18 protein-coding genes and 1 pseudogene are annotated in these 23550 nt (G+C 54.7%); 13 read left to right on the top strand and 6 right to left on the bottom strand.

Features of this window, described 5'->3' with window-relative positions; all coding sequences use genetic code 11:
- Positions 1-49: 49 nt before the first annotated feature.
- The gene (gene hmgA / locus QWJ10_RS21385) at positions 50-1360 is read left to right on the top strand and encodes a homogentisate 1,2-dioxygenase (protein ID WP_289929618.1); all 1311 of its coding nucleotides are present in this window, start codon (positions 50-52) and stop codon (positions 1358-1360) included.
- Entirely contained in the window at positions 1357-2661 is a 1305-nt protein-coding gene (gene fahA / locus QWJ10_RS21380; RefSeq protein ID WP_289929617.1) for a fumarylacetoacetase, read from the top strand. The genes hmgA and fahA overlap by 4 nt, the downstream gene beginning before the upstream one ends.
- A 33-nt stretch (positions 2662-2694) precedes the next feature.
- Here fahA and QWJ10_RS21375 read toward each other — a convergent pair whose 3' ends face one another.
- The gene (locus tag QWJ10_RS21375) at positions 2695-5400 is read right to left on the bottom strand and encodes an EAL domain-containing protein (RefSeq protein WP_289929616.1); all 2706 of its coding nucleotides are present in this window, start codon (positions 5398-5400) and stop codon (positions 2695-2697) included.
- A 566-nt stretch (positions 5401-5966) separates the two neighbouring features.
- Between QWJ10_RS21375 and QWJ10_RS21370 the strand changes: the two genes are divergently transcribed.
- Complete coding sequence (locus QWJ10_RS21370; protein WP_289929615.1) at positions 5967-8534, top strand: HWE histidine kinase domain-containing protein; 2568 nt, start codon at positions 5967-5969, stop codon at positions 8532-8534.
- Positions 8535-8586: 52 nt separating this feature from the next.
- Here the strand turns inward: QWJ10_RS21370 and QWJ10_RS21365 are convergent, their stop codons facing one another.
- Entirely contained in the window at positions 8587-10263 is a 1677-nt protein-coding gene (locus QWJ10_RS21365) for a Na+/H+ antiporter (protein ID WP_289929614.1), read from the bottom strand.
- Between the two features lie 1097 nt (positions 10264-11360).
- Between QWJ10_RS21365 and yghX the strand changes: the two genes are divergently transcribed.
- From yghX to QWJ10_RS21335, 6 genes are all read left to right on the top strand, one after another.
- Positions 11361-12248: a YghX family hydrolase gene (gene yghX, locus QWJ10_RS21360; RefSeq protein WP_289929613.1), complete on the top strand. Its 888-nt coding sequence runs from the start codon at positions 11361-11363 to the stop codon at positions 12246-12248.
- A 320-nt stretch (positions 12249-12568) separates the two neighbouring features.
- Positions 12569-13114: a peptide-methionine (S)-S-oxide reductase MsrA gene (gene msrA / locus QWJ10_RS21355; RefSeq protein ID WP_019366126.1), complete on the top strand. Its 546-nt coding sequence runs from the start codon at positions 12569-12571 to the stop codon at positions 13112-13114.
- 236 nt (positions 13115-13350) lie between these two features.
- Complete coding sequence (locus QWJ10_RS21350) at positions 13351-14487, top strand: RNA ligase RtcB family protein (protein WP_289929612.1); 1137 nt, start codon at positions 13351-13353, stop codon at positions 14485-14487.
- Positions 14484-15098, top strand: a complete 615-nt coding sequence (prfH, locus tag QWJ10_RS21345; RefSeq protein WP_197873273.1) for a peptide chain release factor H — start codon at positions 14484-14486, stop codon at positions 15096-15098. Before QWJ10_RS21350 ends, prfH begins: the two co-directional genes overlap by 4 nt.
- A gap of 257 nt (positions 15099-15355) precedes the next feature.
- Positions 15356-16396, top strand: a complete 1041-nt coding sequence (locus QWJ10_RS21340; protein WP_150346311.1) for a LacI family DNA-binding transcriptional regulator — start codon at positions 15356-15358, stop codon at positions 16394-16396.
- Positions 16397-16714: 318 nt separating this feature from the next.
- On the top strand, positions 16715-18073 hold the full coding sequence (locus QWJ10_RS21335; protein WP_289929611.1) for an MFS transporter: 1359 nt from the start codon (positions 16715-16717) through the stop codon (positions 18071-18073).
- A gap of 95 nt (positions 18074-18168) precedes the next feature.
- Here the strand turns inward: QWJ10_RS21335 and QWJ10_RS21330 are convergent, their stop codons facing one another.
- Entirely contained in the window at positions 18169-18621 is a 453-nt protein-coding gene (locus QWJ10_RS21330) for an Hsp20 family protein (RefSeq protein ID WP_289929610.1), read from the bottom strand.
- A 151-nt stretch (positions 18622-18772) separates the two neighbouring features.
- Positions 18773-19684, bottom strand: coding sequence for a DMT family transporter (locus QWJ10_RS21325; RefSeq protein ID WP_289929609.1), 912 nt, complete (start codon positions 19682-19684; stop codon positions 18773-18775).
- A gap of 134 nt (positions 19685-19818) precedes the next feature.
- On the opposite strand from QWJ10_RS21325, the gene QWJ10_RS21320 reads away from it, so the two are divergent.
- Together QWJ10_RS21320 and QWJ10_RS21315 are read left to right on the top strand one after the other, a co-directional pair.
- A complete protein-coding gene (locus QWJ10_RS21320) occupies positions 19819-20703 on the top strand; it encodes an AraC family transcriptional regulator (RefSeq protein ID WP_289929608.1) in 885 nt (294 codons plus the stop codon).
- A 110-nt stretch (positions 20704-20813) separates the two neighbouring features.
- On the top strand, positions 20814-21203 hold the full coding sequence (locus QWJ10_RS21315) for a response regulator (protein ID WP_122044000.1): 390 nt from the start codon (positions 20814-20816) through the stop codon (positions 21201-21203).
- Positions 21204-21439: 236 nt separating this feature from the next.
- On the opposite strand, the gene QWJ10_RS21310 is transcribed toward QWJ10_RS21315, so the two are convergent.
- On the bottom strand, positions 21440-22180 hold the full coding sequence (locus QWJ10_RS21310; protein WP_019366136.1) for a sulfite exporter TauE/SafE family protein: 741 nt from the start codon (positions 22178-22180) through the stop codon (positions 21440-21442).
- Between the two features lie 111 nt (positions 22181-22291).
- On the opposite strand from QWJ10_RS21310, the pseudogene QWJ10_RS23205 reads away from it, so the two are divergent.
- Positions 22292-22438 (top strand): annotated as a pseudogene (locus tag QWJ10_RS23205) (LysR family transcriptional regulator); the annotation flags it as partial.
- Here QWJ10_RS23205 and QWJ10_RS21305 read toward each other — a convergent pair.
- Positions 22403-22567, bottom strand: coding sequence for a hypothetical protein (locus QWJ10_RS21305; protein ID WP_286788037.1), 165 nt, complete (start codon positions 22565-22567; stop codon positions 22403-22405). The pseudogene QWJ10_RS23205 and the gene QWJ10_RS21305 overlap by 36 nt on opposite strands.
- Here QWJ10_RS21305 and QWJ10_RS21300 point away from each other — a divergent pair.
- Positions 22544-23230, top strand: a complete 687-nt coding sequence (locus tag QWJ10_RS21300) for a LysR substrate-binding domain-containing protein (RefSeq protein WP_289929607.1) — start codon at positions 22544-22546, stop codon at positions 23228-23230. The two genes, QWJ10_RS21305 and QWJ10_RS21300, sit on opposite strands and share 24 nt — an antisense overlap.
- The last annotated feature ends 320 nt before the right edge of the window (positions 23231-23550 follow it).

The following is a 23550-nucleotide window of genomic DNA, read 5'->3' as shown; positions in this document are numbered from 1 at the left end:
CCGGTACGCCGGCTGCCCTGTCGGACATGCCCAGAATGAGAATCAAGCCATGAACGTACATGCACAGGGCCTGGATACCCTTCCCTATCAGTCCGGCTTTGGAAACGAATTTGCCAGCGAAGCGCTTCCAGGAGCACTGCCGGTTGGGCAGAACTCACCTCAAAAGGTCCCGTACGGTCTTTATACCGAACTGTTGTCAGGAACTGCCTTTACCGTTCCGCGCACGGAAGCCCGGCGTACCTGGCTCTACCGGATTCGCCCGTCGGCTAACCATTCAAAATACAAGCGCCTTGACCGGCAGCTGGCGCATGGCGGCCTCGGTGAAGTAACACCCAATCGCCTACGCTGGAATCCAATCACCCAGCCGCAGATCCAGACCGATTTCATCGACGGGCTGGAATGCCTGACGGCTACTCACGATGCGGTGCAGACTACGGGCGTAAGCGTCTACCGCTATGCAGCCAACAGCTCAATGTCCCGGGTCTTCTTCAATGCCGATGGCGAGTGGTTGGTGGTTCCCCAGGCCGGGCGACTGCGCCTGGCAACCGAGCTGGGCATTCTACAGATCGGACCGCTGGAGATTGCGGTTATACCTCGGGGCATGCGCTTTCGCGTCGAACTGCTCGATGGCGCGGCCAGCGGGTATGTCTGTGAAAACCATGGGCAGGCGCTTCGTCTGCCGGACCTGGGGCCTATTGGCAGTAATGGTCTGGCCAATCCACGCGATTTTATGGCTCCAGTCGCCTCTTACGAAGAACGTGATGAGGCAACCGAACTGGTACAGAAATACCTGGGCGAACTGTGGTCGACCACGCTGGATCACTCACCTCTGGACGTTGTGGCTTGGCACGGCAACAACGTACCCTACAAGTATGATCTACGCCGCTTCAATACCATCGGTACCGTCAGTTTCGATCACCCCGATCCGTCCATTTTTACAGTCCTGACCTCACCGAGCAGCACTCACGGAATGGCAAATATCGATTTCGTGATTTTCCCGCCACGCTGGATGGTGGCCGAAAACACCTTCCGGCCACCCTGGTTCCATCGCAACCTGATGAATGAACTCATGGGACTTATCCAGGGTGCCTATGATGCAAAGGCCGACGGCTTCTCACCAGGCGGAGCCTCCTTGCACAGCTGCATGAGTGCTCATGGGCCGGATCATGTATCGACGACCCAGGCGATCAACGCCGAGCTGAAGCCACACAAAATCGATAACACCATGGCCTTCATGTTTGAGACCGGGCCGGTATTAAGACCCACCCGCCATGCTCTGGAAACCGCAACCTTACAGGCTGACTATGACGCGTGCTGGTCAGGGTTGGGCAAGACGTTTCACCGGGAGGACCCTCTATGAGAACCGAGAATCCACGTCTGAGTTGGGTAGCCTCTGCCAACAGCCATATCGATTTTCCCTTGCAGAATCTGCCCCACGGCGTGTTCAGCCCTCTTGGCGAGACGCCCAGGGGCGGTGTCGCGATTGGGGACTATATTCTGGACATGCGTGTTGCCTGCGAGGCGGGTCTATTCAGCAGCGCGGCGCAGTGTGCCGCCGAATACGCAGCAGGTACCACGCTAAACGCCTTTTTCGCGTTGGATGCAACCGAGCGCCGTGCTTTACGCGAAGAGCTACTGGCATTACTGGACGAATCGAGCCTGCACCGCACGCGCATGCACGCGCTGGGCGATACGTTATTGCACCCGATGAAGAGCTGCCAGTTGCATATGCCAGCCAAGGTCGGTGACTACACCGATTTTTATGTAGGAATCCATCACGCCACGAACGTGGGCAAACTGTTTCGTCCGGACAATCCACTGCTCCCCAATTACAAATATGTTCCCATCGGCTATCACGGGCGGGCATCCACCATTGACGTATCCGGAGCGCCGGTCATAAGGCCGAAAGGACAAACACTTCCACCAGGGCAGAGCGAGCCGGTGTTCGGTCCCTGCAAGCGCCTGGACTACGAGTTGGAGCTCGGCGTCTGGATAGGCCGAGGCAATGCTCGGGGCGAGGCCATCTCAATTAGCAATGCCAAGAACCATATTGCCGGGCTATGCCTGCTCAATGACTGGTCGGCTCGTGATATCCAGGCGTGGGAATACCAACCGCTGGGCCCGTTCCTGTCCAAAAGTTTTGCTACGACGGTTTCCCCCTGGGTGGTTACCGCCGAAGCCCTGGATCCGTTCCGCTGCGCGCAACCGCCCCGGCCAGCTGGTGATCCTCAGCCGCTTTCCTATCTGCTTGATCCAACCGACCAGGAAACGGGCGCGCTGAACATTGAGCTGGAAGTATTACTGCGTACAGCAGCCATGCGTGAGCAGAATCTACCGGCTCAGCGTGTGGCCTTGAGCAATAGCCTGAACATGTACTGGACCCTGTCGCAGCTTGTTACTCACCATACCGTAAATGGATGTAGCTTGCAGCCGGGGGATCTTTTCGGTTCCGGTACCCTTTCAGGGGAACATCCAGACAGCTATGGAAGCCTGCTGGAAACAACCGTAGGAGGCAAGCAGCCGCTAACGCTACCCAACGGTGAAACCCGCACGTTCTTGGAGGATGGTGACGAGGTTATCCTGCGGGCCCGTTGCCACCGTGAAGGTTATGCCTCGATCGGATTTGGCGAGTGCTCCGGTATCATTCAACCGGCATGCTGAGACCAAAGGGCACTATACGGTGCCCTTCTTTTCCTAAAGCAGAGAATCCATCAGGGCCTTCAGCGCCTCGATTCGCATCGGACGAGCAAGGTAGTAACCCTGCGCCTGGTTACACTTCAACCGGGCCAGTACGTCCATCTGCCGTTGGGTTTCCACCCCCTCAGCCGTGACAGTCAATGACAATGCACGACCCAATCCGATAATGGCCTCGATAACCGCTTCCCCATTTGACGAGGTATCCAACCCGGCGATAAAGCTGCGGTCGATCTTGATTCCATCGAAGGGATAGGTATGCAGATAGCTCAGGGATGAATAGCCGGTTCCAAAGTCATCCATGGCCAGGCGAACACCCAGGGCCTTGAGTCGATGCATGACTTCGCGCGCCGAATTGGCATTATCCAAGACGACGCCTTCGGTGATTTCCAGCTCAAGCTGATGAGGCGGCAGCCCCGTTTCCTTCAGAACGGCCATAACCCGGGCGACCACATCGCTGCGCTTGAACTCCAGGGGAGAAAGATTCACCGAGACAAATGTATCCGGCGCCCACTCCAGTGCCTCAAGGCAGGCTTTGCGCATCACCCAGTCACTCAAGAAGACAATCAGGCCGGTCTCCTCCGCAACAGTAATGAAATGGTAAGGCCCCAGGTAGCCCCGAATGGGATGTTCCCAACGCACCAGAGCCTCAGCTCCAACCATGCGCTTTTGCGCCGTGTCGAAGCGGGGCTGAAACTCCAGGCGTAGCTCATCCCGTTGCAAAGCCAGCTTCAGATCACTTTCTATTCGGCGGCGGGCCAGAATACGGGTATTCATCTCCTCGGAATAGAATTGCCAGGTGTTCCGGCCGGCAGCCTTGGCTTCATACAAGGCGATATCGCCAAGCCTGAGCAGTTCATCGGTCCGTTGACCATCCTGTGGCGCGCACACGATACCGATACTGCTGCCGATGATGACCTCCTGATCGCCAATCTGCACAGGCTCGATAATAGCGGCCAGAATTCTTTCACAGAGCTGCTCGATAGCGGAGCGTCCGGTCACTCCTCGCAGGAGGATAACGAACTCATCTCCTCCCATGCGCGCAACGAATGTTTCACGTCCCAGACTGCTCTTTAATCGATGCGCGATTTCCATAAGGACCCGATCACCGGCCGCATGACCCAGCGTGTCGTTTACCGGCTTGAAATTATCAAGGTCCATGCAGAGCAGTAAGAGGGGATTGGCCAGCGTAGGCTTGGCGCCAAGCTGACTTTTCAATCGTTTGTACAAGGCACGCCGGTTTGGTAGCCCCGTCAGGCTGTCCTCCAGCGCTTCGCGTTCCCGGCGCTCCTGCTCGGCTCGGCGTTCAGAGATGTCATGCAGAAAAGCGCTGTAAAGCTTATGGTCTAGAGCATCAACAGCTGTCACCTTGAGCTCTACAGGGATACGTGCGCCGTTACGGTGGTGCACCATGATTTCAAGTGCAGCCCCCTCGCCCAGGTCCATTTCCCCCGAAAGATAACGGCTAAGACCGGCTTGGTAGTGATCACCGATGGATGAGGTCATGATGAGCCGGTCTACCGGCTGCCCGACGGCATCCTCACGGCTCCAGCCGAACAGTGCCTCCGCCTTGCGGTTCCAGTCTACGATACGGCCGGCTTCGTTCATGCTGACATAGGCATCACTGCTATTCTCAAGCACTGCACTCAGCTCGGCTTCACGCTTGCGAAGGGCCTGCTCGGACTGCTCCCTCTGTTCGAGTGTTTCGGTCAGTCGCTCATTGGCCTGCTGAAGATCCTGGGTTCGGACATTGATACGCTGCTCCAGATCATGGTGCAGTGCCGCCAGCGACAACTCAGCCTCCTTGCGGGCTTGAATATCCTGTCCAACACGGACGTAATAATCCAGCTCACCCTGCTCATTGACATGCCGGGTACATGTTAACCGTACCCAACGGTGCTCTCCGTTCTTGTGCCGGTAACGCTTCTCGATTTCGTACCGGTCGATCTCTCCGTTACGCAACTGATTCAGCAGCTCAAGGTCTTGAGCCATGTCATCAGCATGGCTGAGCTCGGCAAAATTCATGCTCAGCACTTCATCACGCTGGAATCCCAGCATGGCGCAAAACGTCTCGTTGATATCGAGCCACTGCCCTGTCGGCGTCAATAGCGAGATCCCCACGCCTGCCCGCTCGAAGATCGTGCGAAACCTGGCCTCGCTGGCCTTGAGTTGGGCAGTAGACTGCTGTAGTTGCTGCCAGGTCTGAACAGCCGTTTCACGCCGCTGAATTTCTCGACTGATGACTCCGGCCAGGGCCTCAAGGGTTTCCAGCTGCTGGTCCGTCAAGACTCGCGGATAGGTATCAATCGCGCAGAGCGTACCCAGTGGATGACCGTCGATACTGTTGACCGGAACGCCTGCATAGAACCGAATATAAGGCTCTCCGATGACCAGGGGATTGTGGGAAAAGCGAGGATCTTCCAGCGCATTGTTTACAACAAGCGGGCCGCGCCGCTGGATGGCATAGGAGCAAAAGGCCCTCTCGCGAGGCATTTCGTTAATGGAAACGCCCAGCTTGGATTTGAACCATAGCCGCTCCGCATCTACCAGCGAAACAAGCGTAATGGGCAGATCAAGCGCATCAGAGAGCAGCTGCGTTACCTGATCGAATACAGCTTCGGCCTCGGTATCGAGTATTCCAAGCGCTTTGAGAACGGCGATTCGCTCAGCCTCGGCCATCAAGTCGCTGGTGTATAAATCACTCATGAGCCAATTACTCTCATCAGACGGCAAGCTCGTAGTCAGCAGCAACAGCGGCGCATTGAGCCGGAGGTATTGCTAGCGAAGTCACCACTTGGCGGTACAAATAGAAGATAGGATTGCGTCAGGTTATCGACCGCCACCGTGATAGCTTTATGCCATTCGTCCGCAAACGTCCGGCTTCTATCCATACAGGGGGTTATGACCGTGAACTTATGCCTTAAGTCCAACACAGGCGACAGATTGCAGCCACTCTAATTTAATTATCGCGATAATAGTAAATTGAGATAAGGTTCACGTATTAGTAGGTGCAATAAGTACTGGGACAATCATAGGCTATAGCAAAGCGCATCCTAAAGCTCTTCTATAGGGGCTTTGCATGGTATGGCTTGACCAGCAGTCTGATCGCACTGAGATCAGATCAGCTCACTGTTATGCTCATGAAAGCGGCTCTAAGGATATGGCTCGCTCACGTAGCGCTTTATCCCGCTCTCCTTACCACCGATCTTTCTTTGCGTGTTTTTCACATACAACGTGTCAAATTAAACGTTTGTTTTAGGAGGCTCTCGTCTGTGAGTGAGTCGTACCAGTCCGTATCCGAGGGTATGGATCTAAGCGTCTGTGAACGTGAACCTATCCATATCCCTGGCTCTATTCAGCCACATGGATTTCTTTTGGGATGCAGCCTGCCGGATTGGAAAATCATTCAGGCCTCAGCCAATACGGCTGACTACCTCAAAGGATACTCACCCGACTACCTGCTCGGGCTTGATCTTGAGCAGGTACTGCCCCTGGAAGCCGTTCACTCGCTACGTAATCTTCTGCAGACGACGATGCTGTCTGGCACGGCAGAGCGCCTTAATCGCATATCGCTTGACAACAGCGACGTACCTTACGATATGGCCGTTCATGTCTCGGGCGGGATAGCCATCATCGAGGGCACGCCAAGTCTAGATAACACCGCGGCGGCTGACCCTGTCACGCTCGTCAAAGGCCTGATCGGGCGGCTCAAACGCGCTCCGACCCTTGACCGCTTCCTGAAACAGGCGGCTCAGCAGATCAGGGCATTCACCGGCTACGACCGGGTCATGATCTACAAGTTTTTACACGATAACTCCGGCCAGGTCATTGCCGAGGCGGTAAGGCCCGGCATGGATGCTTTTCTCGGGCTGCATTATCCCGCCTCGGATATTCCGGCTCAGGCCCGAGCGCTCTACAAGCGTCAATGGCTACGTGTAATTACCGATACAGCTTATGTACCTGTTCCATTGGTACCAGGCTTCGGGCCGGATGGCCTGCCCCTGGACCTCAGCCTTGCTACCTTGCGTAGCGTCTCGCCCGTACACGTCGAGTATCTGCACAACATGAACGTGCGAGCCACGATGACCGTTTCCATTATGCGGGGGGAAGAGCTATGGGGCTTGATTGCCTGCCACCATAACGAGCCTTATCGCTTGAGCGGTCCCATGAGCGCTGCCGCGGAACTGTTTGGGCAGGTGCTGTCGCTTCAGCTGGAAGCGAGGGAGCATCAGGATGAGCTGCGCCTGGTCAGCAGCGCGCATGAGGCGCATGACCGGCTGATCGCCAGCATGTCACCCCGTGAGACCTTATTCGATAATCTGGCTGCCTATGCCGGAAACTTGAATGACATCATCCCCTGTGACGGCATCGGGGTATGGTCGGACAGCCGTTTCACCGGCTTTGGTATCACGCCTCCACCTGAGATGGTAGAGCCGCTGATTCAGTTTCTGAGTATGGGCAGTTCCAATGCGGTACTCGCCACCCACGAACTAAGCAAACTTTTTCCTCCCGCACGGGCTTATGCGCAGGCCGTCAGCGGGGTACTGGCGATACCCTTCTCTCGCTCCCCCCGAGACTATTTGCTGTTTTTCCGTCGTGAATTCGTGCAGACCATCACCTGGGGTGGCAATCCAGACAAACTGGTTACGCCGGGCGAGCGCATCAGCCCACGTAAAAGCTTTGAGGCATGGAAACAAACAGTTGGGGGGCAGTCACTACCCTGGCGCTCCGATGAAAAACAGATTGCCGAGACCTTGCGCATCTCGCTTCTGGAAGTGATTCTTCGGCGTGCCGAATTGATTGCGCAGGAGCGGCAGGTTGCCCAGGAAAGCCAATCGCTGCTCATTGCCGAGCTCAACCATCGGGTCAAGAATATTCTTAGCCTGATTCGGGCAGTGGTCCGTCAGAGTGGTCAGCAGACCACATCCGTCAAAGACTTTACTGCAGATCTTGAGCATCGCATCAACGCCCTCGCTCAGGCGCATGACCAGATGAATCAGGTCGGTTGGGCCTCGGCGCCATTGCTCCACTTGGTGGAAGCCGAAGCACAGGCTTGGGCTTACGGTGCGCAGGATCGTGTGATGTTTTCCGGTCCCTCGGTCATCCTGGATGCACGGGCCTATCAGACGCTGGCACTGGTTTTCCATGAAATGATGACCAATGCGGTCAAGTATGGCGCCTTAAGCCGCCCGACCGGGCATTTGCTGGTGTCCTGGTTCCTGGTAAGTGATCAGGATCTTCGGATCGAGTGGTGTGAAAGCGGAGGGCCGATAGTAAGCGCGCCTTCCCGCCGAGGATTTGGATCGGTCGTTATCGAGCGGACTATTCCCTTCGAGCTGCAAGGTGAGGCCCGGATCGAATACCGAATCGAAGGTGTCCAGGGCAGTTTTTTGATCCCGGCACGCCATGTGAGTGTGGGGAATGTTACTGAGCTGAAAACGGCGCCTACGCTAGTCACGGCTCAATCGTTGGCAGAGAAAAAACTGTTGCTGGTAGAAGACAGTATGATGATCGCGCTGGATGCACAGGCAATGCTCCAGGAAGCTGGCGCTGATGTTGAGATTGCCGGAACGGTCAACGAAGCACGCCGCGCCTTGGGCTTTACTCATTTCGACGTAGTCGTACTGGATGTGAATCTATCGGGGGAGACCAGTCTGGCCATTGCAGACGAGTTGGCTGATGCCAAACATCCCTTCATTTTCGCGACAGGCTATGGCGAAAACACGGTAATTCCTGATCGCTTCAAGGATATCCCCCTCATTTCCAAGCCTTACAGCGCCGGGTCGCTTACCCATGCGATCAATCGGTTTGATATCACCCCAGAGCTTGATCGCTTGTAATGACCAGCGCTGCGTAAGCAGGCCCCAACGTTACGGAGCCTGCTTACATCATTTAGTGATGCGGCCTGGTTGCGCTTGCAGTCAAAGCGGTTTCGATCAGATCCACCTCCCTTACCAGCTTTTGTAGCGTACTGTCATTGATATGGTGACGGCTACGCAGCTTGTAGTATTCAGTGCGCTCCGCCTTGAGCGCCTGCAGACGCGTTTCCCGCTCAAGATCGCGTCGCGCTTCGAGAAGCGGGGTCGGCAGCTCGTGGTTATTGATCTCCATGCGTTTGTGGTAGTAGTCCATCAGATGGAGGGTGATCTCGTTGAACGCGACGATAATCTCTTCATCCCCTTGGTGGTCCGCCAGTACCTTCGCTTTTTCTTGGTGATAGTTTTCAATGTGCCGGATTGCCGCCTCGGCCCCACGAATACGCGCATGGCGCTCCTCTTCATATTCGCGGCTGTCTTCAGGCAGATCCAGCCCGCGCAACACCAGAGGAAGACCTACGCTTCCGGTAATCAAGGTGAACAGAATGACGCCGGTCGCCAGGAAGATCAGCAATTCACGGGCCGGAAACGGTGTACCGTCATTCAGCACTTCAGGCAGCGATAGGGCAGCGGCCAAGGTGATGGTGCCTCGAATACCGGCCAGTGTCCCGGCCAACAAGACGCGGGCGGAGACAGACCGTGCTGGCTTGCGCCGCAACAGCCGAGGCATATGTACAGCGCTGAAGATCCAGAGAAACCGCATTCCCAGAAGCGCAATCGAAATCAACGCCACGAAGCCTAGCAACTCAATAAACGGTAGCGTGGTGCCTGCACTGGTCGTCGCATTAAGCGCACCGCCAATGATTTCGGGCAATTGGAAACCGAGCAGTAGAAAGACCAATGCGTTAAGCACAAACTCCAGCATTTCCCAGACACTGCGCGTCTGGATACGGGACGTAGTCTGATCCTGGCGCTTGAGGTCAAGCCGGTTGATGACCATACCCGCTGACACAGCGGAGAGAATACCGGACAGATGAAAATGCTCCGCCAGCAGAAACGCCGCAAAGGGTAGCAGCAGGAGCAGCAGCACGATCTGAATCGTCGAAGCTTCGCCAAGGTGCCGCTCGATCAGACGGGTCCGCACCACATTAAAGGCCAGCGCCAGTAAGGCGCCCACCAGTAGCCCACCCAGGGAAATCAGCAGAAATCCTACTGTTGCCTGTGCCAGAGAAAACGCACCGGTCAGGGCTGCGGCTACCGCGAACTTGAATGCCACAAGACCGGACGCATCATTCATGAGCGACTCGCCCTCAAGAATGTGCATCAGCCTCGGTGGTACAGGAAGTCGACCGGAAATAGCCGATACCGCGACGGCATCTGTAGGTGAAAGAATCGCCGTCAGTGCAAAGCAGACAGGCAAAGGCAAACCGGGGAATAACCAGTGAACCACATATCCCACACCAATTACGGTTACCAGTACAAGGCCCAGCGCCAATGCCAGAATAGGCCCACGAAGCAGCATAAATTCGCGCTGCGGGAACCGTCGCGCATCGGCAAATAGAAGCGGGGCAATGAATAGGAGCATGAACAGCTCAGGCTGAAGCTCCACATGCAGCCCGCTGGCAGGCCAGGCCAGTAGCGCGCCAAAAGCAATCTGTACCAGCGGTGTGGGCAATGATGGTAGAAAGCGAGCCGCCACCCCAGTAGCCGAGGCGACAAGTAAAAGCATTAAAACAAGATAAACCGTATCCATGAATCTTTAGAAAAATCCCTGTCAATGAAGAACCATAAAGCGCTTGGCGCTATGGAATAAGCGTTGCCGACCCCCTCAGGCGTGTCTTCCGATGTTCCTCGGATAATCGTGTTGATTTAGCTTCTGAGGCATTTTCAGCGTAGGTGATATGAGAGTTGGCACCCGTGGCATAATCGCGACCAAGCGCTGTTACAGCGGTGCACTCAGTCATCAACCTATCTGCCTGAGTCAACCTGAAAGCATGAAGAATTCGAGCACAGGCTTGAATTACCAACATGTGTAAAAATGTTTCTGAAAAGACTGGGAAATCAGCAGAAGCAGTTAGCCCTCCATGCAGTTTGATAGAAAATGCTTTATGTGCCATTCGTCTTATTAAAGCCGATTGTTTTTCTTACGACTGGATCATCTCTAGCACGGTAAGCCATTACAAAGCTAAGTGACTCTAAATGATCACTTATAGTGACAAGGCACCCATGTTGTCAGCCATAGGCTTTTTACCAAGTTACAGCGATAGCGATGCCCATTTGTAAACAAGCTGTTCTTGGCTGGCGCTACGAACCTTTTCCTGGCGACCCTGACTGTTATAAGTCCCTGTTGTGTCTTGAAACGTGGTGCAGTCCTCTTTTCCGGTCATTCATTGGCAGTTGACCGAACTATCACGCTCCGTGCGTCGTCCATTCTGCGTCGAGGCAAAACGCCATGCTCTGAACGAGCGAGCCGGTCATGCATCGGATCAAGCGCAGCAGTCTGCCTCTCTATGGGCTGACCGTTGATGAGCACCTTGCGTATGTCCAGTTGAACTCGTCGTGGCTGCCATACTGAGCGCTGTAAATGACCTTCTGAGAGAAGTCATCCCGTAATCGATTGCCGATTACCTCAGCTCAGGTCGCTCTTGCAGTAAGACGACCATTATTTCCCCAGCTGAGCAAACGGCGTGACCACGGGTGCCTTTTTTCACATCCATCTGGGCTAAGCACATGGTTGAGTTACTGCCCGAGCGATTTTCCGATAAGTACTCTAAAGTAGTCCTGTAACTATAGTCCGCTCTCCATTAGCCCTGATTTATCCCCCGCCTGCACTCAACAAGGAGAACATGCATGGCCCGTCTTACCGCAAAAGATTTCGCGCCCGAACTGCTTGAGCTGTATGACTATTACGTGCATGGGCGAATCAATCGTCGAGAGTTTCTCGACCGTGCAGGTAAGTTCGCCGTAGGCGGATTGGCCGCCACGACACTCCTTGCTGCCTTGAGCCCAGATTACGCTCTGGCGCAGCAAGTCGAATTTACCGATCCTGAAATCGTCCCTGAATACATTTCCTACCCCTCGCCTAAAGGGCATGGGCACGTGCGTGGCTATCTCGTACGACCTGCGCAGGCCAAGGGAAAGGTTCCGGGTATTGTCGTCGCTCATGAAAACCGTGGACTCAACCCCTACATTGAGGACGTTGCGCGACGCTTGGCAAAGGCTGGATTCGTGGCGCTGGCCCCTGATGGCTTGAGTTCCGTAGGCGGCTACCCGGGAAATGACGACAAAGGGCGCGAGCTTCAGCAAACCGTTAATCCCGAAAAGCTGATGAACGATTTTTTTGCTGCCGTCGAATGGCTCATGGGGCATGAGCTTACAACTGGCAAGGTAGGAATCACCGGTTTCTGCTATGGCGGAGGCGTAGCCAATGCGGCAGCTGTCGCCTATCCTGAACTCGGCGCGGCCGTACCGTTTTATGGCCGGCAACCCAGAGTCGAAGACGTCCCACGCATCAAGGCACCGTTACTCATTCATTATGCCGAGCGGGATGAGCGTATCAATGAAGGTTGGCCTGCCTATGAGAGCGCCTTGAAAGCCGCTGGCAAAACCTATGAAGCCTATATCTATCCCGGCACCAACCACGGATTTCATAATGACTCAACGCCACGTTATGACGAGGCCGCCGCAACGCTGGCCTGGGAGCGAACACTGAGCTGGTTCCGCCGTTATCTGGCCTGAGTGCAGAGCTATTGAAATAGCCTATGCAAGGCACCATCTCAATCCTAGGTGAATGTGCTGCAAGCCATCTTAACCAGGATCAGGTCACGGATGGCTTGTTTATGTCCATTACTACGGAGTGCATTCCTGAAGGCCCAACCACCGGACCTCACGAGAGCAAGGGGTATACTCGCCAAGCGTATGACCCATAACGATATTTGCAACCTCTGGCCGCAGAAGCGCTGATCAAAATAGCGTAGAGTAAGCACAAACCAATCGTTACGTGTTCCGCACAGGTTTGATCAGCCAGTCATCCCAACACCATGCTTTAGGAGAATTTTATGGCGACCGAATACATGACCGTTGCAGGAGGCTGCTTCTGGTGCGTAGAGGCAGTATTCAAGGATGTCATCGGAGTCGTTTCCGTCGAGAGTGGCTACACCGGCGGCAAAACAGTCAACCCTACGTATGAGCAGGTCTGTGAAGGTAATACCGACCATGCCGAAGCCATCCGTATTGGTTACGACCCTGACGTGATCAGCTATGGCGAGTTGCTCGATATTCACTTTGCAACCCATGACCCGACCCAGCTCAACCGGCAGGGTAACGACATGGGTACGCAGTACCGTACTGCTCTGTTCCCGGCAAACCCCGAACAGGAAGCCGAGGCCAGAGCAGCGATTGCACGTGCACAGGAAGGTCTCTCAGCGCCCATCGTGACCACGATCGAGCCACTGGGGCCTTGGTATCCGGCAGAAGGATATCATCAGAACTATTGGGAAGAGCGCGGGCGCGCCAACCAGTACTGCATGGCGGTAATCCCACCCAAGCTTCAAAAGCTGCGCAAGAGCTTTGCCCAACGGTCTAAAACCCCGACTGAGGGCTGAGTTGTCCGGGGTAGCCCTTCTTGGGGCTACCTTCTCCTTCTCTGCGCTGGATTTTCTGCACCCAAGCCACTACTATCCGTTTTTCTTTCTGTCTTGCAAGGAGCCTGATCATGCGACGCGCTTTCACTCTTTGCAGGTCCTGCCAGGCATAAACGCTTTCCTGCGCACTTAGCGCCGCTTTGCCCGGCTCCGGCCTGCCTTTCCCTGAATTATTGTTTACCCATCAGGAATTGGTTATGGGCAATTGCATTCGTACTCTATCGGAACGCGTCAACCTTATCGCATCCGATAATCTCTGGATCGAAGGTACTGCGATACAGCAGTTGGAAACTACCGCCAGATTGACTGGTATGGTCCGGGTCTCCGGCATGCCGGACCTTCACCCAGGCCGTGGCTACCCAGTAGGCGCCGCGTTCTTATCTGAAAACGTTATCTATCCAGCCTTGGTTGGAAATGATATCGGCTGCGGCATGGCGCTCTGGCAGACTGATATCCGAGCCGGCAAGCTGAACCTCGACAAACTCGAACGGCGCCTGGGCAGTATCGACGGGCCACTGGACAACAGTTGGGCCGAAGACGTAAAGGCCTTTTCTCTTTCCAGGACAGGCCATGAAGCCTCTCTGGGCACGATTGGCGGCGGCAATCACTTTGCCGAGCTTCAAGCCATCGATACCGTTCATGACGAAACGCTGGTCGCTTCACTGGGACTGGATCGAAAAACCCTGCTTCTGCTTGTGCACAGCGGATCGCGAGGCTATGGCGAGTCGGTTTTGCGCAGGCATGTCGAGGTGTTTGGGCACGCCGGTCTCGATCCCAAGTCGCCCGAAGGGCTCGAGTATCTGGCACTGCACGACCAAGGTCTGCGCTATGCCGAGGCCAATCGCCAGCTCATCGCCAGACGACTCCTGGCGAATCTGCGTGCGGAGAGCCGTCAGGTACTGGATATCAACCATAACCTTGTGTCCTCAGCCACTTTCAAGGACATGCAGGGCTGGCTGCATCGCAAGGGCGCCACTCCGGCCGACGCGGGACCTGTCATCATTCCGGGCTCTCGTGGGTCCTATAGTTGGCTGGTCAAACCGATTCCTTCGGAAGTCAGTCTATTTTCCCTTGCCCATGGTGCCGGCAGAAAATGGCTCAGGACAGAATGCCGTGATCGGTTATCCAACCGCTTCTCGTTCGATCAGTTGAAGCGCACGTCCTTGGGCAGCCGGGTAATCTGCGAGGACAAGGCGTTGATGTACGAGGAAGCGCCAGAAGCTTACAAGGACATCGACAGCATCATCGAAACCCTGCAAGGTGCTTCACTGGTCACGGTCATAGCCCGGCTTAAACCGGTGCTGACCTACAAGCGACGGGGGTGCTGCCCGTGAGACTCCTGCAACTCTCATCGGCTCAAGGCCCGGCTGAGTGCGAGCTGGCCGTGACCAAGGCACTTCGTCTCCTGGAGACAGAAGCCGAACGCGAGGATGTGCTGCTGTCAGTGGTTGAGCAGTCGGATGGCGAGCACCGCGGCACCGTTAGCTCTGCACTTCTGGTATTGGAAGGCGAGCGCAGCGAGCCACTGGCCAGCCGATGGAACGGCAGTCTACTCTGGATATGCCAAAGTCCTTACCGGCCCCAGCATGGCAGAAAGAACTGGTATTTTGGCGCCAGGGTATTTATGCCGCCTGCGTCAGCCTCCTCGGGATCGATACGCTTCGAGTACGTGCGGGCCTCAGGGCCCGGCGGTCAGCACGTGAACAAGACGGACTCTGCCGTTCGGGCTACTCATGTGCAGAGCGGGCTTTCGGTCAAGGTGCAAAGCGAGCGCAGCCAGCATGCCAACAAGCGCCTGGCAATGGCATTGATTGAGCAAAAACTTGCGCAGTACGCCGAGGACGCCCAGGCAGCTCAGCGACTGGATAGACGCTTGTTTCACCATGATATTGAGCGCGGTAACCCGGTTCGTACATTTCGCGGAATGCGTTTTACTGAAAAATGAGGTCTTCAGCGGCAAGCGTATAGCTTGCCGCTCTTGTATGAGCCCTCAAATCAAACGCTAGCCCGCAACAGCATATCGGACCTTGGCTGAATTTCGCCTCATCCGAACAATGGCCCATCATTATCAGTTAGAGCGCAGAGGGATGCGCTGCTGAAGGGTAACGGCTCAGCAATAGCTCTGATTACACGCGAGAACGCATACAAGAAAAGCGCAAGCCGTTAAGATGGCGCTCTGCTTCATTGTTGGCCTCAAAGGTAATGGCAAGAAAATCATCGAAAACCGCCTCCGGGCCCTCTTCTGGTACTCCCGCCCTGACCTTGATCGATGTCGCCAAGGTGGCGGGTGTCTCACCCATTACGGTTTCCCGAGCACTCCACCGCCCAGAGATCGTAAGCGAGGCCGCTCGGGAAAAGGTCTTAGCCGCCGTCAAAGCCACAGGATATGTTCCCAACATGTTGGCGGGAGGCCTGGCTTCGAATAAAAGTCGGCTGGTCGCCATCTTCCTGCCGACAATTGCACACTCCATTTTTGCCGACACGGTACAGGCCTTGATCGATCAGCTGACAGCGTCTGGTTACCAGACGATGATAGGTCTGACCGGCTACTCTCCCGAACAGGAAGAGCAGCTTCTGGCAGCCGTGCTCGGTAGGCGGCCCGATGGAATCGTACTGACAGGTACGCTTCACACCGAAGAGAGCCGTGACCGGCTGTCACGCTCATCTATTCCGGTAGTTGAAGCATGGGAGCTGGGCACCGAGCCAATCGACATGCAAATCGGCTTTTCCCATGAAGCCGTTGGGCGCGCTATGGCCGATTATCTCTATGGCAAAGGGTATCGTCAGTTTGGACTAGTTTCGGTCGACGACATACGAGCTCTAAAGCGTGGACGTGCCCTGCTGGACCAATTGGCGTCGTTAGGCATTACGGATGTACCTGTCGAGATCATGCAAACGCCTGCCACGCTGTTAAGTGGTCGTGAAGGTTTGCGCCAGCTCAAGGGGCGTGGCTCGCTTCCTGAAGTGGTGGTATGCAGTTCCGATACAGTCGCCCAGGGCATTCTGGCAGAAGCGGCCAGTCAGGGGATCAAGGTGCCTGAAGAACTGGCCGTTCTAGGATTTGGCGACCTATCCAGCGCGGCTCATGTATACCCTGCACTCTCGACTGTGAATGTTGATGGTGCCCGAATGGGCAAGCTCATTGCGAAGGCCCTGCTGGCGCGCTTTCAAAATCCTGACCAACATACCGAGCCGGTACAGTTGGACACTGGGTTCACAATTGTGGAACGGTCCACAACCTGATTCAACGGCAGGCGACTATTCGTCAGCCTCTTACACTTTAATGATTGCGCAATCACATCAAGATCGGTTATCAATAGACACAACCGATTGGTGTGATAGTGCCTTTAATGATTGCGCAATCAGACAAAGCACCATCTGATCACTATAAAAAGGACAACAACCGTGAAACATATCGAACCGCGTACTCAGTTCCCCCTTCCCTCTCGCTTATTGCCTGTTACCCACTCAGGCGCATAGCTCCAGCTCGCTTCCTTTCTGCCACACCGCTCTACGGGGTGAGGCTAATCATCGACAACAATAAATATCGAGGTGAACGTTATGGGCGATACACGGCAAACCCGGGTCCGCTATCTGATTCTCCTGATGCTGTTCCTGGTAACAACGATCAACTATGCGGATAGAGCCACCATTTCGATTGGCGGCTCCAGTATGCAAAAGGATTTGGGAATCGATGCCGTCACGCTCGGCTATATTTTCTCTGCCTTCGGTTGGGCTTATGTGCTGGGTCAGATCCCCGGGGGCTGGCTACTTGACCGCTTCGGTTCAAAACGCGTTTATGCCACGGGTATTTTCATCTGGTCACTGTTTACTCTGCTTCAGGGCTTTGTTGGCATGATGCCTGTGGCCTGGGCCGTGGTTACGCTGTTCGTTCTACGTTTTCTGGTGGGATTTGCCGAAGCGCCTTCATTTCCGGGTAACGCCCGCATCGTTGCAGCCTGGTTCCCGACCGCAGAGCGCGGTACCGCCTCAGCCGTGTTCAACTCTGCACAATACTTCGCAACGGCATTGTTTGCACCGCTGATGGGCTGGATTGTTTACAGCTTCGGCTGGGAACATGTGTTTGTTGTCATGGGTGTATTGGGCATCATTTTCTCCGGCATCTGGATGAAAACGATCTATAACCCCAAGGATCATCCACGGGCGAATGCGGCGGAAATTGCACACATCGAAAAGAACGGTGGTCTGGTCGACATGGACCAGGCACGTGGCACCAACAACGGCCCCAAATGGCACTACATCAGCCAACTGCTGACCAATCGCATGATGCTGGGCGTTTACCTTGGCCAGTATTGCATCAATGCCATCACCTACTTCTTCCTGACCTGGTTCCCGGTCTATCTTGTCCAGGAGCGTGGGATGACCATCCTAAAGGCTGGTTTTATTGCCTCCTTGCCGGCAATCTGCGGTTTTATCGGAGGTGTACTGGGCGGCATCATTTCCGACTGGCTGCTGCGTCGCGGTAATACACTGACCTTCTCCCGTAAACTGCCGATCGTGTGCGGGCTACTGCTATCCACCTCAATGGTGTTCTGTAACTATGTGGATGCCGAATGGATGGTAGTTGGCTTCATGACGCTGGCTTTCTTCGGAAAGGGATTGGGTGCACTGGGTTGGGCAGTTGTATCGGACACGTCACCCAAGCAGATCGCAGGCCTTTCAGGCGGTATCTTCAACACGTTCGGCAACATCGCTTCTATTACCACGCCCATTATCATTGGCTACATCATTGCGGTAACGGGCTCGTTCCGCTGGGCGTTGGTGTATGTAGGTGCCAACGCGCTAGTCGCAGTCTTTAGCTACCTGTTCATCGTTGGCAAGATACAGCGTGTCGAGCTGCGCGATGAGAATGGCAAGCAATTGGCGGATACGTCGGTTCCTGCACCCGCCTCGGCGTGATCCAACAAGGACCGGCTAATACATCAGCCGGTCCTCCAATCAGATTGCTACATAGGCAAAGGGCGCCGTTGGGCGCCCTTTGCTGTCTTTGTTACTTATGCCGCTTCGTCATTCAATGCAGGACGCGCTTCACTGGCAATGGTAATGCGCTTTGGCTTTGCTTCTTCCGGCACCCGGCGAACCAGATCAATATTGAGCAAGCCATTGCTTAGGCTGGCGCCTTTGACCTCAATGTGCTCATCGAGCCGGAAGGACAGCCTGAAGGCACGCTGGGCAATACCTTGGTGCAGGTAGGTCACACCTTCAGCGGTGTGCTCACGCCGATCGGCACCTATTGTCAGTACACCACGCTCGACCTGAATATCCAGATCGTCTTCATGCAGGCCCGCTGCCGCAATCACGATGCGATAGTCGTTTTCGCCGTGCTTCTCGACATTGTAAGGCGGATAGCCTGGTACCGAATCACGCAGCGCCGACTCAAATAGATCATTGAAACGATCAAAGCCAACAGTGCTACGGAACAAAGGTGCAAGGGATAAACCAGTCATGATGAATCTCCTGAAGATCAGCAAGTTTCGATAACCCGGGACCCGATTTCGGCATCCCGCATGACCCTACATAAGGATAGTGAAAATACTTTCAAGCGGTCTGCCGACGAACGGAAAACCCAGTAAACCGTTGTTTTTCAATTACTTATTTTTATCGCCCCATTGATGTCGCAGGTTTCAGCAAGGTCGAGCTACCCTTGGGTTTGCGAAATACCAGGATGTTGCCCAGCAGTACCAGCGCCAGCCCAAACAGTGCAGGCCATGTCCATTGGTATCCTTCCATCCATGCCGAGATGTTAAGGGCAACCACCGGAAACAGGACGGTGCAATAGGCCGCCCGCTCAGCACCCAGACGGCCAACCAGGGTCAGGTAGGCGGTAAATCCGATCACTGAGCCAGGAACGGCCAAATAAACCAGCGAACTGATGTAGCGCGTACTAAGGTCGACTGTAAAAGGCACCCCCTGTACAAGGCAGATCACCAATAGAATCAAGGCGCCGTACAACATGCCCCAGGCATTGCTCGTCAACGGGCGGATACCCACGCGCTGTTGCAGACTCGAAATCATGTTGCCCGCTGAAAAGCACAATGTTCCTAACAAGGAGAGCCCAAGCCCTAGCCAAGTCTCATGGCTTGCCGTGTGGCTGCCCAGTTCCGGCCAGAACAACAGGGCGAGCCCCAGCAAACCCAATGCGCCCCCGGCCAAAACGTTGGCCGCGATGGTTTGCTTGAACCACAGGCGTGCGTTGAGGGCATTCCAGAGTGTGGCGGTTGAGAACACTACGGCAATCAGCCCACTGGCTATGTACTGGCTGGCCGAGTAAAAGCAGATGAAGTTCAGGCAGAACAGGCAAACACCTTGAGCCATGCAGAACAGCTGGCCGCGTTGATCCAATGGCTGTAGGCGACGGGTCGGTATCAGGATTAGAAACAGGACCAGCGCTGCAAGGGCGAAGCGATAGGCAATCGAAAGCGGAATGGCTACGGATTCGATCTGAAACTTGATGGCAATCCAGGTGGTGCCCCAGATCAGAACAGTCAACAGATAAAGCGTAAGATTCATGGTGGTCTCCAGCGGTCAGGAAACCAGTGTGGTGAGTAAGTCCGTTGAAGGGTTGCACATTCTTGCGCTTTTTATTCTGGCATGCGGTTCGCGCCTCTCATAAGCCTTATGATGTGAAACCAGGAGACGTGATCATGCAGCAAGCCGACGACTTTCAAGTGTTTCGTACCTTAGACCAGGCCTCCAATGCACACCGTCTACGTCATACTGCGCTGGGCAATGGCATGGCGTTGGCGCAGTGGTATCGCAGCGATGCCGACGTGCTGGGCTACAGCAGCCCGGATCATCACACTTTGTCGCTTTATCTGGAAGGTGGTTGGCAAACGTTTCGCCTTGACCAGCCGGGCCACTACGGGGCGCCTGACCGATTCTGTGTTCTGCCAGCCGGACACGACTCTGACTGGTCAGTTACGCAAGGGCTGGGTTTCATGCATCTGTACGTCACCCCTGAGCAGTTGATGCTGGAAACCGTCCGGGTTCTGGACAAGGAACCCCGGGCGATCCATCTGCAGGAACGCACATACATGGAGGATCCTGCCCTCGTTGCCATCTGCCGTGCGCTGGAACGCAGTGACTGGCAGGAACCTGGAGAGCGCCTGCTGTGCTCGAGCCTGGCGCACGAAGCGGTCAGCCATCTGCTGCTCAATGGGTGCGGGCCGCGCCAGGAGGTCCACTGGCGCGGCGGCCTTTCACCATCGGTCAGACGACGCATCCGCGACTATATTGACACCCACCTGGATAAACCGCTTGAGCTGTCGACACTGGCTGAAGAAGCGGCCTTGTCGACCTTTCACTTCAGCCGCATGTTCACGCTTTCATTCGGTATGCCGCCTCATCGTTATGTATTGGCACGACGATTAGCCAAGGCTCGAGAGCTGCTGGTGAATACTACATTGCCGCTTGCTCAGATTACGCTGGATTGTGGCTTTTCCAGCGCCAGTCACCTGAGTCGCCGGTTTGCTCAGGTACATGGCGCAACACCGGGACAATACCGTACCGTCCTCTCACGCACAGGTTGAAGTGCTAGAGGTCAGCCGTCCTGCCCAAAGACTGATCTCAAAGCCGCTCTGGCAGGCGGTCCTCTATAAAGCAGCTATGCTTTAAGTAAACCTCAACTGGGTTACGTCAAATGGATGTACATAATGCTGAAACATCACAGCGTTACCCCCCCATTGCGCTTGTAGCGGAAGATGAGGTCATGCTTCGTGAGCTAATGATCGACGTGTTACAAAACGAAGGTTTTGAGGTGGCAGCGTTTGGTACAGCTGATGAGGCCCTGAGCTTTCTAGAGGACAAAGCGCTTTTGGTAAGCGTGGTTGTATCGAATGTGAGAATGCCCGGACACATCAACGGCATCGACCTGGCACATATCGTTTCAAAACGCTGGCCCTTTCTTCCAATCGTCTTGATGTCTGGCTATACCGGTCTGGAAATACAACTACCTAAGGATGTGCCCTTTCTACGCAAGCCATGGACAATCGACCAACTGGCCACTGCAGTCAAAGAGATGAGGCGCTAAACAGCGCTTTTTGATTACAGTTTTTCTCTGATCAATGTAACGCCTTCTTCATTGCTAAATATTGTTGTTATCTGGCATTCATCGTAGCTATGGATGCTTGATCCTCCCCTCCTCGGGTGACGCAACTTCTGCCTAGCTAGCCTTAAGATAGCTTTGTTAGCTTGGTCAGCACTGAGCTTACCGCGCAGGTACTAGAAGAACCCTTCTAACCTCCTGTCCTCATATATAGCTGTCTGCTACTCATACCTCAGAAAGGGCCGAACGAAAAGGAAAACACCCAGTAACAGCAGGCCGATGAAAAAGAGCCTTCGAAAAAGCGTCTCACTCAATCTGGTACGTAGTTTTTGCCCTGCAAGCAAGCCAGCAAGCGCAGGTAGGAGCATAAGCAAAGAGGTTTTGACATCATCAATCACCAGAGCGCCCTGCCATGACAGGCCTGCGCCAAGCGTCAACGTCGAAACGGTAAAGGAAAGCCCAAGCGCTTGAATCAGTCGCTCCCTGCCAAGATTCATCGCTTGAAGATACGGCACGGCAGGGACTACAAAAACGCTGGTAGCTCCCGTGATCAAACCAGTAACAAAGCCCACTGCGCCTGAAACAAAACCGCCGCTCTCCGATACGGTAGGTAGGCGGTACGCGCACAACCCCATGCAGCCATACACTATCAATATCAGGCCCAGCATGGCAGGTATGAAGACGTTTTCTGATTCAGTCAGCCAGCGCACGGTCAGTAGTGTTCCCAGGCACAGCATTACCATCATCAACCAGAGCCGGCTGATCAGTTGACCTAATGCGGGCCCGCCGTACAACTGCCAGAGGTTGGTAACCAACGAAGGGATCAACAACAGCGCTGACGCTTCCCCAGGCGTCATGACCAGGACAAGCAGGGCAACGGCTACCGTTGGCAGCCCCATTCCCAAAACACCTTTGATAATACCGGCGAGCAGGAAGACCAGGCTGCAAAACAGGATAGTCATTAGTCATACCTTCCGTTGAGTGATCTGATGAGCATGCGGCGTCAGCGGCCCATTTAAAATCTGCATTTCCCTGATTCTGGGTTAGGCTGGGACGAAGCCAGATAAGCATCGATGGAAGCCCGCCCCATGAGATATGATCTTGTTGATCTCAAGCTCTTCATACATATCATCGAGACGCAAAGCATTACAGCAGGGGCCGCCAAGAGTCATTTATCCCTCGCCTCAGCCAGCGCCCGCATAAAGGGTATGGAAGAGACGCTCGGAACCGCTCTGCTTGAGCGCCACCGGAGAGGCACTGTGCCTACGCCGGCTGGCAGAACCCTTGCCCATCACGCTCAGGCTGTCCTCCACCAACTGGAGGTAATGAACGGCGAGCTTGGCAATCACGCCTCGGGATCAAGATGCCGAATTCGCCTGCTATGCAATACCGCTGCGCTAACAGAGCATCTGCCCGACCTCCTGAGTCATTTTCTGTTGCGGCATCCCCAGCTTGATTTGGATATAGAGGAGCGTTCCAGCTATCAAATTGTGGAATCGCTTACCAGACGTCAGTCAGAGCTAGGCTTGCTTGCCGATCACACAGCGTTTAACGCACTCGAATCTCGCCCGTTTCGAACAGATCGTCTGGTAGTCATAGCTGCCAAGCATTCGCCATTTTTTGTTGGTAGAAAGGTCATTCAGTTTGAGGAGCTACTCACCCAGCCCTTTGTGGGGCTGACCTCTACCAATGCTCTTCAACAGCATCTGGAAGAAAAGGCAAAGCAAGCCGGCAAATGGTTAGCTCTTCGGGTGCGGGTGGCTACCTTGGACGCTCTATGCAGTCTGGTAATGCAAGGCATAGGAATAGCCATCGTACCTGAGGCAACGTATCGCCGGAGTCAGCTGAAAAAGAGGCTCTCAATGGTCAGACTTCAAGATACTTGGGCGACCCGGTTATTGTATTTATGTACCTACTGCTTTAATGCCCTCTCACCATACGCAGCCGAGCTGGCTGAGCACATTCTGGCCCGCTCTGACCTTGACGCCCCAGGGAATGAGTCAGTGCGTTAACTGTCTGCATAGCAACAAGCATGAGTTAATTAACGTGTATATAGGCTAGCTGACCACCGTCCCGAAAAAGCAGGGACTAAGTTTCCTGCACTATAATCAGCGCTACTTTGTGTTTATCCAACGACTCTGCGTCCTGTCTATTTTGACAGGCTAGAGCCTAACTGACGGGGGCGCGTTTAATTTCTTACTCGGTTGGAGGCTAGGACTATAAAATTCATGCTAATCATCAAATAAGTTACCTTTAATGATTACTTATAGAGCATTCTAGCCTTAGCATTCTTCTCAGGATAGCCACAGTGGCCTTTTAAATCTCGTGCTGC

The sequence above is a fragment of the Pseudomonas sp. WAC2 genome, from assembly GCF_030403525.1.
Taxonomy (GTDB): Bacteria; Pseudomonadota; Gammaproteobacteria; order Pseudomonadales; family Pseudomonadaceae; genus Chryseomonas; species Chryseomonas luteola.
The sequence above is the reverse complement of the archived record's forward strand: the minus strand, read 5'-3'. Positions and strand labels throughout refer to the sequence as shown.